This window comes from Acinetobacter sp. ANC 3832 (assembly GCF_002135415.1).
Taxonomy (GTDB): Bacteria; Pseudomonadota; Gammaproteobacteria; order Pseudomonadales; family Moraxellaceae; genus Acinetobacter.
Genome location: NZ_NEGJ01000009.1, coordinates 1 through 13,873, shown reverse-complemented (window position 1 = coordinate 13,873; position 13,873 = coordinate 1). Strand labels below are relative to the sequence as shown.

Here is a 13,873-nt window from a genome sequence, read left to right as displayed (position 1 = left end):
TATTTTTGCTCGGAAGATAAATAAATGTATAGTGCTTATAAATAAGATATTTACTGATATTTGAAATCAAGTCCAATCAAAAGTGTATAAAACACGTTTAGTTTCAGGTTGATAAAACATTAAAATATCATCTGCACCGTGATTGCAATATTCCCAGCCAGATGCCGAAGCAATGAAGTAGTAGCGTAAACCAGTCTGATCATAGACATGGGTCACTTCATCATCTGTATCTTTATTTATTATTTTAAGTTCAAAATGATCGCTGATCGGGTGATTCCAGTTTCCATAGCTAGCATCACCACCCAACTGATTTAATAAAACAGTAGGCTCATCATTTTCATATGTCACATCTGATCCTGAAATGACTTTTCCAGTCGTTAAAAAGCGTTGTTTTACTTGTGAATAGTCTAGATGCATTTCTTGGCTATGTTTTCGTAAATCTGCATCGCATTCAGCATTTTCTAAAGCAAAGTATTCTCGATTTCCTAGCCATTCATATTGGTTTTTATCGTTCAGTTGCATAACAAACCAATTTTCATTCGCAAACTCGTTGGCGAATTGAGTGGTTTCACTACCGATATAGCATTCGTATGGCTCAATTGGATTCACTAAATGAATTTTGCCACGCCATTCGGGATTCACCGCTGATAAATCAATCGAAACTAATGGAAGCAGATGTTTAGCTAAAAATGCACTATCAGGTGCGAAAACATCTTCATTTTCAGGTAATGGCGTGAGGTAGGGTTGCGGTTCGGTGATATTTTGAATTTGATCCATTTGATGAAGATTCTCATTTTATTTTGAAATGTTAATTGAATATGAGTAAGTGTGAGTTCTTTGTTTTAATGGCATAAATAGAATTTAAGTCCAATCAAACGTAAATAAAACACGTTTAGTTTCAGGCTGATAATACATCAAGATATCATCCGCACCACTCGTACAATATTGCCAGCCTGATGCACAGGTAATGAAGTAATAGCGATTTCCTTGTTTATCATAAATATGGACTTCTTCATGATCAGTCCTTTCTTCGATAATCTGTAAATCAAAATATTGATCTAAAGGGCTCATGTAGTTACTTACACTAAATTCGCCACCGATCCAATTAAGTAAAGTATTCGGCTCAGCATATTGATTTATAAAATGATCTGTCGAGGTCATTTTCCCTGTTTCGTTAAATCGGGCTTTAACTTCTAAATAATCTTTGTGCATTTGATCACTATGCGGTTGCATTTGATTAAAGCAAATTTCTGCATGATTTGCATTTTCAAGAATAAAATAACGTTTTTCACCGAGCCATTGATAATGATTGTTTTCATCCAGTTGTAGAATAAAATAATTTTCAGCGGCGAATTGATTGTAGAACGCTTTAGTATAAGAGCCAATATAGCAATCAGCAGGCTCAATTGGATTGATCAAATGAATTTTGCCACGCCATTCAGGGTTCATCGCAGCTAAATCAATCGAAACAAGAGGAAGTAGGTGTTTAGCTAAAAATGCACTATCAGGTGCGAAAACATCTTCATTTTCAGGTAATAGCTTGAGGTAGGGTTGTGATTCGGTGATATTTTGAATTTGATTCATTATTGTTTTATGAGGTTTGGTTGATTCATTGATTAAAGCATAAAAAAGACCGCATTAAGCGGTCTTTTTAAATTTGCCTTAATCCTTCTTTTTAAAGAGGGGAATCATCAAAGACAGATTAAGCAGATTTAACAGCAGCAATCAATTCAGCTTGGCGTGTTTTAAGCGCAGCTGGTAAACGATCACCTAATTTATCAAATAACTCAGTGTGGCTTTCAAGTTCTTTGATCCATTGCGCTTTATCTTGTTCAGTCACAAGGTCAAATTGTGCTTTTGTAAAGTCAGAACCTGTCCAGTTTAACTGTTCATAAGTTGGAACTAAGCCAATTGGTGTTTCAGTTGCTTCAGCACGACCTTCACAACGGTCAATCATCCACTCAAGAACACGCATGTTCTGACCGAAACCAGGCCATACGAAGTTGCCTTCAGCATCACGACGGAACCAGTTTACATTGAAGATTTTTGGAAGTTTGTTACCCGCAGCTTCAGCTCTAGCACCAACTTCTTCACCAAGTTCTAACCAATGGCTAAAATAGTCAGCCATGTTATAACCAGCAAATGGAAGCATAGCAAATGGGTCACGGCGAACGATGCCTTGTTGACCTACTGCAGCAGCAGTTGTTTCAGAACCCATAGTTGCTGCTTTATAAACGCCATCAACCCAGTCAAATGCTTCAGAAACTAAAGGAACAGTATCTGCGCGACGACCACCGAAGATGAACGCTGAAATTGGAACACCCGCTGGATTTTCCCAGTCAGCATCAATAGAAGGGCACTGACCCGCTGCAACTGTGAAACGAGCATTTGGATGTGCTGCTTTTTCACCAGCAACGTGTGGCTGACCTTTCCAGTTGGTTAGGTTCGCAGGCGCTTCTTTAGTTAGGCCTTCCCACCAAACTTCACCGTTGTCAGTTACAGCAACGTTTGTATAGATCACATCTTTGGTCAATGTTGCCATACAGTTTGGATTAGTCTTCGTATTTGTACCAGGCGCTACACCAAAGAAACCAGCTTCAGGGTTAATTGCATATAAGCGACCATCTTCACCTGGTTTAATCCAAGCGATGTCATCACCTACAGTTTCAATTTTCCAACCTTCATAACCTGCTGGTGGAATCAACATTGCAAAGTTGGTTTTACCACAAGCAGAAGGGAATGCAGCTGCGATGTAGTGTTTTTCACCTTGCGGGCTTGTTACACCAAGGATCAGCATGTGTTCAGCTAACCAACCTTGTTGACGACCCATAGACGATGCAATACGTAACGCTAGGCATTTTTTACCCAACAATGCATTACCGCCATAACCAGAACCGAATGACCAAATTTCACGTGTTTCTGGATAATGAACGATATATTTTTCTGGGTTACAAGGCCAAGCAACATCTTTTTGATTTGCTTCAAGCGGTGCACCAACAGTGTGTACACAAGGGATATATTCACCATCTGTACCGAGTACGTCATAAACAGCTTTGCCCATACGAGCCATTTTAGACATGCTGACTGCAACATAAGGAGAATCTGTTAATTCGATACCGATATGTGCAATGTGGCTACCCAATGGGCCCATAGAGAATGGAACAACGTACATTGTACGCCCAGCCATTGAGCCATCAAATAAACCACTTAAACGAGTACGCATTTCAGCTGGAGCTTCCCAGTTGTTTGTCGCACCAGCATCTTCTTGTTTTTCAGAACAGATGTATGTACGACCTTCAACACGAGCAACGTCGGAAGGATCAGAATTCGCTAAAAAAGAACCAGGATGTTTGTCCTGATTTAATGCTTGCATGGTGCCGTTAGCGATCATCAAGTTAATATAACGTTGATATTCTTCTTCGCTTCCGTCACACCATTCAATTTTTGCAGGTTTAGTTAATTTAGCAATTTCTTCAACCCATGCAATGAGCTTAGGGTGACGAACGAATTCTGGTGCGTTCACTTGGGTCATGGTGAGGCCTATCTAAAATATGTACATTTTTATGTACAAATAACAACCTGAATGAAGGGATACAACATTCAGATTTAAGTATGAAAAAAGTGGCTGTATTAAAGCATAAAATCATAAAAAAAATAAGACTAAAGGCGTAAAAGATATTTGCGCCCCATAGTGGTATAAGCTATTGTTATTTAATGTTTTGATTGTGGTATTGTGACGTAATTCAAAGTATCATTTAAAATGATGTATATTATTTATTTAAAAAATATTGTTTTAAATTAGTATCTTGTTGTTTAAGAATCATTCTATTTTATCATTGGTTTAATAAATCAAGTCAATTCAAAAATTACATAAAGGATATATTATTCGTCTGAAATTTCAGCGAAATTAGAGTAATTACTTCAAAATAAACAACATTATGAGCGCTCAATTAAAACCTCTATCTATGGTTTATAATGAAAAATCAGGCTTTCATGCAAGTAAAAAAGAGGCAGTCTATGAACAATTGATGACAATTTGGACAGAACAAGGCTTTGAAATACAAGTTTTTGATATTGCTTCTGAGCCAAATATTCAGATTTTGATGCAAAAAATTTTAAAACGTCATCAACAATATACTGAAAAAGGGGTAGTTGTTGCGGCAGGCGGCGATGGAACTTTAAATGCAGTTGCCTCACAATTGGTACATCAAGATATTCCAATGGGAATTTTACCTTTGGGTACATTTAATTATGTGGCTAGAGTTTTAAACATCCCTTTAGATTTGTTGGAAGCAGCAAAAGTGATTGGAACAGGTGAACCACGTGCTTCACATGTGGCTTGTATTAATGATCAAATATATTTGAATAATGCTAGTTTGGGCTTATATCCTTTATTTATTAAAAGGCGCGAAGAATACAATAAAAGATTTGGACGTTTCCCTTTAAATGCCTATACCTCAGGTTTGGATGTGCTTATTCGTGATCGTAAAGAATTAAAATTAGAAGTGGAGGTAGATGGTCATCGTTATCCTGTTAAAACCCCCCTTATTTTCTTTGGCAATAATCAATTACAACTTGCAGAAATGAAACTCAAAATAGCCAAATGTGCAGAAGTGGGGCAGGTTGCAGGTGTGGTGATTGCGAAGGGTGATAAAACCACTTTATTTAAGACACTCTTTCAGACCATTCGCGGACAACTTGAACAAGCCTCCGATGTATATAGTTTCAGTGCAGATCATGTGAAAGTATATTCGCAAAGACCTAAACTGACCGTTGCGATTGATGGTGAAATTGTTGAACTGAATACGCCATTAAATATTCATGTTGAAAAAAATGCGTTAAATATTATGGTGCCTTATGTTGATTCATCTGTCTGATTTGCATTTTGGAACAGAAAAAATTGAATGTATCACTGCGATTCAGCGCTTTTGTGAGAAACATCAACCTGAAATTGTTGTGGTCAGTGGTGATTTAACCCAAAGGGCGAAACTAAAAGAGTTTTATGCATGTAAGCAATTTTTAGAATCGTTAAATACGCCGTATTTTCTTGTGCCTGGAAACCATGATATTCCTTTGTATCATGTATGGAATCGGACCTTTAGAACATTTGCTTTGTATCAATTGTTTTTTGGCAGTTTGGAAAAAACCTTAGTCACTGAGCATTTCTATTTAATTGGTATTAATAGTATTCGACGTCGTTACCACACCCGTGGGCACGTTTCACTAGAGCAAATTCACAGAGTGAATCAACAACTGATTCAAGCGCCGAACAATAAATTAAACATTATTGTGAGTCATCAACCTTTTTATTCTTCTGAAGATAATCATCATTTAAAAGATTGCCCCACTTTAGGAAAACTTGCCTTAGCAGAGTGGGGGCAACATCATTTATATGCTTTATTGCATGGGCATTTACATTTAGTGGCTGTGTATGATTTGAATCAGGAATTTGCTTTAAATCTAGGGCATCCCGTTTATGAGGTACATGCAGGTACAGCAACCTCACATCGCTTACATAAAAAAATGCCGAATAGCTTCAATGTAATTTTAAATGATGGCACTTTTCAGCATTATTTTTTTGATGAGCAGTTACAGGATTTTGTTTTAAAAATCGCCTAATTGATCGAAATTGAATAAATGAATGCATAAGTTGGATAAAAAACACACATAATTGGAAATATTTTTTAGTTTTGCCCTTGAAGCGTTTTTTTCCATCCCCACAAAAGTGTCATAGAAATTATTTTTAATAGATGATGATTTAGGGAATAAAACCGTCATCATTTTTAACCAATATAAAGACACTTAGTCTGATGGAGTTTTCAATGAGCAACATTCGTCCTTTACATGATAACGTTGTTATTCGCCGTGTTGAGAAGGAAACTAAAACTGCGGGTGGTCTTATTTTAAGTACTTCAGCAGCTGAACAACCTGCTCAAGGTGAAATTCTTGCTGTAGGTAACGGTAAAGTTACGGACAATGGTGTACGTGCTTTAGATGTTAAAGTTGGCGATAACGTATTGTTCGGTGCATATGCTGGAACAAAAGTAAAAGTTGATGGTGAAGAACTTCTTGTAATGAAAGAATCTGACATTTTAGCTGTTCTTGTAGACTAAGCCAAAACGTAAATAGGACATCTTGCATCAGTGATTTAAAACCTCTTGTTTGTCTCCTTGAAGAAAAATGAAAAGGTGCTATGCAAGAAGTCTATGAAATACGACTTGTATCAATCAGATTGTTAAAATTTAAAAATATTTGGAGTTAAACATGTCAGCTAAAGACGTAAAATTCGGCGATTCAGCACGTTCAAAAATGATTGCTGGTGTAAATACACTTGCTGATGCAGTAAAAGTAACTTTAGGTCCTAAAGGTCGTAACGTTGTTATTGACCGTTCTTTCGGTGCGCCACACATCACTAAAGATGGTGTAACTGTTGCGAAAGAAATTACGTTAAAAGATAAATTTGAAAACATGGGCGCTCAATTGGTTCGTGAAGTATCTTCAAAAACCAACGACATCGCTGGTGATGGTACTACGACTGCAACTGTATTGGCTCAAGCAATTTTAAACGAAGGTATTAAATCAGTGACTGCGGGTATGAACCCAATGGACTTGAAACGTGGTATCGACCTTGCAGTACGTGCAGTTGTTGAAAATATTAAAGCAACAGCTAAACCTGCTTCTGATACCAAAGCAATTGAACAAGTGGGTTCAATTTCTGCAAACTCAGATACAACTGTTGGTAAATTGATTGCGCAAGCAATGGAACGCGTTGGTAAAGAAGGCGTGATCACTGTTGAAGAAGGTTCAGGCTTCGAAGATTCACTTGATGTTGTTGAAGGTATGCAGTTTGACCGTGGTTATATCAGCCCGTACTTTGCAAACAAACAAGATACTTTAACGGCTGAACTTGAAAACCCATTCATTCTTCTTGTTGATAAAAAAATTGGTAATATCCGTGAATTAATTACAGTATTAGAAGCTGTTGCTAAAACTGGTAAACCACTTTTAATTATTGCCGAAGATGTTGAAGGCGAAGCGTTGGCTACACTTGTTGTAAACAACATGCGCGGTATTATTAAAGTATGTGCAGTTAAAGCACCTGGTTTTGGTGATCGTCGTAAAGCAATGCTTCAAGACATCGCAATCTTAACTGGCGCGACTGTTATTTCTGAAGAAGTAGGGATGTCTTTAGAAACAGCATCATTACAAGATTTGGGTACAGCACACAAAATTACTGTTTCTAAAGAAAACACTGTGATTGTTGATGGTGCAGGTAATGCAGATCAAATTGCTGAACGTGTTACTCAAATTCGCGCACAAATTGAAGAATCAACATCTGAGTACGATAAAGAAAAACTTCAGGAACGCGTTGCTAAATTAGCAGGCGGTGTTGCTGTGATCAAAATTGGTGCTGCAACTGAAGTTGAAATGAAAGAGAAAAAAGACCGTGTAGATGATGCGCTTCACGCGACTCGTGCTGCGGTTGAAGAAGGTGTTGTTGCGGGTGGTGGTGTTGCACTTGTACGTGCTGCAGCAGTACTTGATGGTGTTACAGGTATCAATGACGACCAAAATGCAGGTATCAACATTTTACGTCGTGCAATTGAAGCACCTTTACGTCAAATTGTTGCAAATGCAGGTGATGAGCCTTCAGTTGTGATTAATGCTGTGAAAAATGGTGAAGGTAACTTCGGTTATAACGCTGCTACTTCTGAATATGGCGATATGTTAGAAATGGGTATTCTTGACCCAGCTAAAGTAACGCGTTCTGCACTTGAGCATGCTGCATCTGTAGCAGGTTTAATGTTGACAACTGAATGTATGATTACAGACATTCCAGAAGATAAAGCTGCTATGCCAGATATGGGCGGCATGGGTGGAATGGGCGGCATGATGTAAGCCAAGACATCATCTTGTTTAAAAACCCCTCGCTTTTAGCGGGGGTTTTTTAATGCTAGGTAAAACTAAGTTGCTTATATATAGAGATTTATTTAACATAATTTTTATGTTGTAATAAAAAGTATACTTTTTGTTGGTCTTTTTTTTTAAATGGTTTATGATTTCATCAAGTGATAATTTAACTTACTAAAAATATGGAAAAGATAAATCTAGGTATATTTAATGGGAAGCATGAAGATTCGGAATGTATGGTTATTAAAAAGCAGGAGCTTAAAAATTTGTACAAAAAAATTCGAGAGTGTGAAGAAATGATAGAACATTATAAAAAAGAGAATCAATATTATTTAAGTCTCTTAGCAAAATTACCTATTGAATAAGTTCATCTATTAGATCGCTGATAATCTTTTTTTGAGTATTGGTTAGGCGGCGAAATTTAAGAAAATAGTCCATATCAGCAGAGTTAAAACCTGAAGATGAAATTAGAGAGTTATTTGTATCGCCAAATCTTAACCATTGATTAGAAACATTTAACCAAATAGCGAGAACCGCGAGTTTATCTTGGTTGGGTATCGCTTTTCCCAATAGCCAATTATTTGCAGATTGTACGCTTATTGATTGCCCATCGTAACGATTGTTAAATTCATTCGCAATATACGTTGGGCTAATTGGATGATTTGCATCAGCTAAGGCTTTGTTTAAGCGATTAGCAAATAACTTTTTTTCCTGTTGATTACTCATAACTTAAAACAAAATTTGATTTCTGACTATTCTATACTTTTTTTTTAAATTTTCGTTTGTTTAATTGTATATTTTTTTATTATTTATTGAATGTTAATGTGTGAAAAATCATCTTTTCTATGTATGTAAGTAATGTATTTTTTTATGTTCAAGTATTTGAAAGTTATGTTTTTTTTATTTAATTTACATATATATTATAATTAAAAAAATAATTCACATATATATAATATAAGTAAAACAACTCAAGTTTTTAACTATAATTATTTGATTATATTTTAATCAATTGAAATTTTATAATTACCTGTTTTTAATTAAATTTTAATTAAATCACAAGTTTATTTTAAGTATTGATTGTATTTTTAATCAAATATTGATTGATATTGTTGTTTCTTTTTGTATATGATTAGCACAGTGTCGCAGAGTAGCGGCGGGGTAAGGATGGTGGACTTCCCTAATAACCACGCATTCATCTCAGTTTCGCTGGTTTACATGATCCTAGGGTGAGCCAGTTTTTTTATAAGAATTGCAGGAATTTATATGAAATTTCAAAAAACACTTTTAGCAGCAAGTTTGGCAGTAGTAGCAGTTACAGCAAATGCCCAAAACGCAAAGCCAGTTTCTGTAACAGAAGGATTGGTAAATACTAATCCAATTTATGGTGGTAATGGCTCAACTATCGTAGGAAGCGTTGATGCTCCTGTACATGGTTATCATGCAACAAACTCACCACAAGCTGACTTAGATATCGATTGGTTACCTACAATTAATGTAGTTACTAATGGTGCTGGTCGTGAGATTGCTTTAGATTTAGGGACAAATGCAGTAGTTGGAAATACTCAACCAGGTCAAGCTGTAAAGTATGACGTGTTTAAGTATAAAACTGCTGATGGTACTACTGTATACCAGTTTGAAAACCCAACTACAGGTGCAAAAATCCCAGGTACTTATGTTGCTGATGCAACTGGTAATCTAACTGCTTATACTGGTGGTTCGAAAATTGATGTAAATACTTTAACAAAAGGTGGACAGGTTTCAGGTCTTACAGGTGGTCAACTGACTACTGGATATGAAAACCGTCAAGTAAATGGTGAGCATGTTATTTATGGTTACCAAGGTGGTACATCAGTAAATGCTGGTTCTATTGACGGTACTCTAGTTGCACCTGAAGGCTCTTCAACTGAAGAATATTTAACTGGTACACTAGGTCAGCAACAAACTGCTTCGAATGATATTCGTTATGTACAACAAGGTATCCTCGCAAATACGGGTACTGGTCCAGCTGTTGATCCATCTAAAAACATTTATGGTGTAAGTGCTCGTGACAACAATAATGTTGTAATGATGACTGGTAATGGTATTGCACTTGCAGATCTTTCAAATAAAGGTGTTTTACAAACTGACGGTAGTGTTGCAACACGTGAGTTAATTAAAAGTAAAGTAAGTGGTACTCAAAAAACACGTGAATATGATGTAGGTGGTAAACGTATTCTAGAAGTTTATAATAACGATGAAGGTCGTGAGTTAGCTTCTAAATACTATGAAATTACTGGTAACGGTACTGGTTTAGTTGAATATGCTGGTACAACTCCTGTAGCTGGTACGCATACTAAAACTGGTACTGCACAGTATGATGATGGTACTTTCCAAATTTCAAAAGTACATAATACTGTTACTAATAAAAATGTAACTTATAGTGAAGCTGTATTTACTGCAGACCAATCTCGTGTACAAGCTGGTATTACTACTCCAGGTGCAGCAACGACTAACGTTGATACTACATTTGAAGAAACAGCACCTAAAATTCAAACTGAACAAAAAGTTTCTACTGGTGTAATTGGTAAAAATGAAGATCAGTCTAATAAATATGGCGTAGACGTTAATAAAACTGTAACTGGTACAGATGGTAAAGTGACTACTACTGGTACAACTATTACCGCTGATGGTGTAAAAACTACTGGTTATATCGATGCTGCTGATTTCCGTATCAATGGTCAAAGTATTACTGCTTCTTTAGATGAAGCTGTTAAAAATGCAACAGATGGTATTAACCAATCAGTTGCTAATATTGATGGTAAAATCGAAGGCTTTAAAACAACTGTAAATACTCAAGTTACTGCTATTGATACTAAAGTAACTGAAGTTGATACACGTTTAACTGCACAAGTTGGACAGTTAAATAGCCGTGTTGATCAATTAAACAATCGTGTTGATGACGTTGAGAAAACTTCTTACCGTGGTATCGCAATTGCTTTAGCTGCTCAACAACAAGTTCCTAACATCGGTGCTGGTCAGTTTGCAGTATTTGGTGGTGTTGGTCACTATGAAGGCGAATCAGCAGGAGCTGTTGGTTTAGCTAGCGTATTTGCTGATGGTCGTACTTCTGTAAGTGCTGCTCTTGGTTTTGCTGGTGACGGTGAAGTTGGTGGTCGTGTAGGTCTAGCTTACGTATTTGGCGGTAAATAAGGTTATTTCCGTTAAAGGTTAAACACAAAAAATCCCCGCTTTTAGCGGGGATTTTTTATTTTTGCTTTAAAGATAAATTTTCTATCGATAGTGGGTATCTTACATAGAGCCTTTTAATTTAATCCTAGAGTAGAAAAAATAAAGAGGTTGTTAATACTTAGACAAAATGTCGAGTGGGTTAGTATTTAAAAGTTATAGATAACTTTATTCTAATAATAAAATTCTATTCCTTATTTGGGGATGAGACTTGAATATTAAGTAGTGTTTCAAAAAGTATGCCGAAAAGAACAGGCTGAATTTTGATAAAATAGAGAAATGCAAATAACTCTACAAATCAAATGCCCAACCTGCCTGAGTGACAATATAAAGAAAAATGGATGGGAAACAAAACTATTAATGCAAAGGCTGTAAACGTCAATTTATTGGTGACCACCATGCTCTAAGCTATCAAGGATGCAACTCGGGTATGACCAGTAAGATATTGCATTTAATGGTAAGAGGCAGTGGTGTAAGAGATATCGCAGAAATTGAGCGAATCAGTATAGGTAAAGTTTTACGAACTTGAAGTCAATCGAGTTATTAAATTCAAACTAAGCAGAGTGATTATGAATCCCTTGAGGTGGGTGATTTTTGGACATTTGTAGGTAACAAACAAAATAAACAATGATTGATTTACGCTTATCATCGAGATATAGGTAAAATTGTAGCTTATGTTTGGGGAAAGTGAGATTTAGCCACATTCCAACGGCTTAAAGCTCAACTCAAAACATTAGGAGTTCAATACACTCGAATTTCCAGCGATCATTGGAATAGTTTTGTCACAGCTTTTAAGCATTGTAAGTAAGCAATTGGTAAGTTTTTTACTGTGGATATTAGGAAATAACTGCAAAATAAGATATCGAATGAGACGAGGGTTTAGGAGCTGTTGTAACTTTTCGAAAAAATTGGAAAACCATTTTAAAGCTTTCGATTTAACCTTCTTTTATATCAATAATGGATTCGTGTAATGTCAGCATAATTTTTGAAACACCCCCCGATTTTTTTGAAAAACAACTGTAATTTACAAGTACAACTCATGCAGTTATTGATGGGGTTAACTGTTGATCTTGAACATATCCAATAAATATCATTTTAATTGAAAGCACAGATAAATCTCAAAACCTATTTCTATCTCTTCTATGAAAGAGAGGATAGAAACAGGTTTATGTAAGAACTTTATTACTTGAACAAAATAATTACCCATGTAAAAAAGATAATGGCTTGAGCAACGAATTGGGCTGCACTTCCCATGTCTTTTGCATTTTTTGAAAGTGGGTGTAAATCTAGCGAAACTCGATCTACAACTGCTTCAAGTGCAGAATTAAATAACTCAACAATAATTGCCAATAAGCAAACAGCCACCATTACAGCTTGTTCTATATTGCTAACATTTAGAAAAAAAGTAATAGGAATCAGAATAATATTGATCCAAACAACTTGACGAAAAGCCGCTTCGTGTTGATATGCTGCTTTAAATCCAGCCAAAGAATAGCCAGTTGCATTTAGAATACGTTTAAAACCCGTTTTTCCTTTAAAAGGAGAATAATCGCTCATAACTTAAAATTTATGTAATTTTATGGCAAAATAGCACAATAAACTTAAAAGACAATGAATTAAATTATTTTAAGACAAACATAATTAAACTGAATAGAAATGATGAATATTTATATGAAAAATATGAAAGTAATTTTTTGGGCACTAGTATCAATGTGTATGGGAATGCAAAGTGTTCAGGCGACTGAAACAAGTTCAATGAATGATCAAGCATCCGTGGGGTTTTACAAATATCCATTTGGTAAGTATAAAATTACAGCATTATCGGATGGTACGCTTCCTTTGAGTGCGAGCATTTTTAGCCATAATGTATCAGAAGAGGAAAGACAGCAACTATTTAACCGTTTAACAATCCATTCAGATGCTTTAGCGACTTCTGTGAATGCTTTCCTTATTGATGATGGGCAATCTGTGATGTTAGTCGATAGTGGGGGTGCAAGTTGCTTTGGTCAAACCTTAGGTGCGACAGCTAAAAATATTGAACTTGCAGGTTATAAGTTAACAAGTATTAAAACCGTGTTTCTAACGCATTTACATCCTGATCATGTCTGTGGCATTAGCAAAGAGGGTAAAGCTATTTTTCCTTATGCAACAGTTTATGTGCATGAGAATGAAGCGAATTATTGGTTAAATCCAAATACGGTTAATTCATTGCCAGCGGATAAACAACAAAAATTTAAAGATACTGTTGCGAAGATTGAGCAAGCCATAGAGCCTTATAAAAAAACGTTAAGTTTTAAAACATTTAAAGATGGTTCAATCATTAATGATGTAGAAGTGATTAGTAGTGCAGGGCATACACCAGGTCATCATAGTTTTAAATTGATTGATGCGAATAAGCAATTGATTTTTCTAGGTGATGTAGTCCATTCATCAACTTTACAATTTGAACAGCCGAAACTTGCGGTTGATTTTGATGTAGATCCAATTCAAGCAGCAGATACTCGAATAAAACTTTTTGCAAAATATGCCAAACCCAATATAACCATTGCTGCCCCACATTTACCTTTCCCAGGGATTGGACAAATTCAAACCATTGAGGGCTTGAAATATAAGTGGGTTGCGATAGGCTCAACTCCTGTGACTCCTGTGACTCCTGTGACTCCTGTGACTCCTGTGACTCCTGTGACTCCTGTGACTCCTGTGACTCCTGTGACTCCTGTGACTCCTGTGACTCCTG

11 protein-coding genes and 1 pseudogene are annotated in these 13,873 nt (G+C 36.1%); 7 read left to right on the top strand and 5 right to left on the bottom strand.

Annotated elements, in window-relative coordinates; translation table 11 throughout:
• Positions 1 to 66 precede the first annotated feature (66 nt).
• The 3 genes from B9T35_RS12580 to B9T35_RS12570 form a co-directional block, all read right to left on the bottom strand.
• A complete protein-coding gene (locus tag B9T35_RS12580) occupies positions 67 to 777 on the bottom strand; it encodes a hypothetical protein (protein WP_086191459.1) in 711 nt (236 codons plus the stop codon).
• An 84-nt stretch (positions 778 to 861) separates the two neighbouring features.
• A complete protein-coding gene (locus B9T35_RS12575) occupies positions 862 to 1,584 on the bottom strand; it encodes a hypothetical protein (protein WP_086191458.1) in 723 nt (240 codons plus the stop codon).
• A gap of 118 nt (positions 1,585 to 1,702) precedes the next feature.
• Entirely contained in the window at positions 1,703 to 3,532 is a 1,830-nt protein-coding gene (locus B9T35_RS12570) for a phosphoenolpyruvate carboxykinase (GTP) (protein WP_086191457.1), read from the bottom strand.
• Between the two features lie 406 nt (positions 3,533 to 3,938).
• Between B9T35_RS12570 and B9T35_RS12565 the strand changes: the two genes are divergently transcribed.
• From B9T35_RS12565 to groL, 4 genes are all read left to right on the top strand, one after another.
• Positions 3,939 to 4,877 carry a diacylglycerol/lipid kinase family protein gene (locus B9T35_RS12565; RefSeq protein WP_086191456.1) on the top strand — a complete coding sequence of 313 codons (939 nt, stop codon included), beginning with the start codon at positions 3,939 to 3,941 and terminating at the stop codon, positions 4,875 to 4,877.
• Positions 4,858 to 5,619: a metallophosphoesterase family protein gene (locus B9T35_RS12560; protein WP_086191455.1), complete on the top strand. Its 762-nt coding sequence runs from the start codon at positions 4,858 to 4,860 to the stop codon at positions 5,617 to 5,619. Before B9T35_RS12565 ends, B9T35_RS12560 begins: the two co-directional genes overlap by 20 nt.
• 203 nt (positions 5,620 to 5,822) lie before the next feature.
• The gene (locus tag B9T35_RS12555) at positions 5,823 to 6,113 is read left to right on the top strand and encodes a co-chaperone GroES (protein WP_086191454.1); all 291 of its coding nucleotides are present in this window, start codon (positions 5,823 to 5,825) and stop codon (positions 6,111 to 6,113) included.
• A 151-nt stretch (positions 6,114 to 6,264) separates the two neighbouring features.
• The gene (groL, locus tag B9T35_RS12550; RefSeq protein ID WP_086191453.1) at positions 6,265 to 7,899 is read left to right on the top strand and encodes a chaperonin GroEL; all 1,635 of its coding nucleotides are present in this window, start codon (positions 6,265 to 6,267) and stop codon (positions 7,897 to 7,899) included.
• 366 nt (positions 7,900 to 8,265) lie between these two features.
• On the opposite strand, the gene B9T35_RS12540 is transcribed toward groL, so the two are convergent.
• Positions 8,266 to 8,637, bottom strand: coding sequence for a hypothetical protein (locus B9T35_RS12540; protein ID WP_086191451.1), 372 nt, complete (start codon positions 8,635 to 8,637; stop codon positions 8,266 to 8,268).
• 537 nt (positions 8,638 to 9,174) lie between these two features.
• On the opposite strand from B9T35_RS12540, the gene B9T35_RS18705 reads away from it, so the two are divergent.
• Complete coding sequence (locus B9T35_RS18705; protein ID WP_228147145.1) at positions 9,175 to 11,100, top strand: YadA-like family protein; 1,926 nt, start codon at positions 9,175 to 9,177, stop codon at positions 11,098 to 11,100.
• A 315-nt stretch (positions 11,101 to 11,415) separates the two neighbouring features.
• Positions 11,416 to 12,107 (top strand): annotated as a pseudogene (locus tag B9T35_RS12530) (IS1 family transposase).
• Positions 12,108 to 12,318: 211 nt separating this feature from the next.
• Here B9T35_RS12530 and B9T35_RS12525 read toward each other — a convergent pair.
• Positions 12,319 to 12,693 carry a diacylglycerol kinase gene (locus B9T35_RS12525; protein ID WP_086191450.1) on the bottom strand — a complete coding sequence of 125 codons (375 nt, stop codon included), beginning with the start codon at positions 12,691 to 12,693 and terminating at the stop codon, positions 12,319 to 12,321.
• Between the two features lie 165 nt (positions 12,694 to 12,858).
• Between B9T35_RS12525 and B9T35_RS12520 the strand changes: the two genes are divergently transcribed.
• Positions 12,859 to 13,873: MBL fold metallo-hydrolase (locus B9T35_RS12520; protein WP_228147144.1), on the top strand; the 1,015-nt coding region annotated here is incomplete at its 3' end.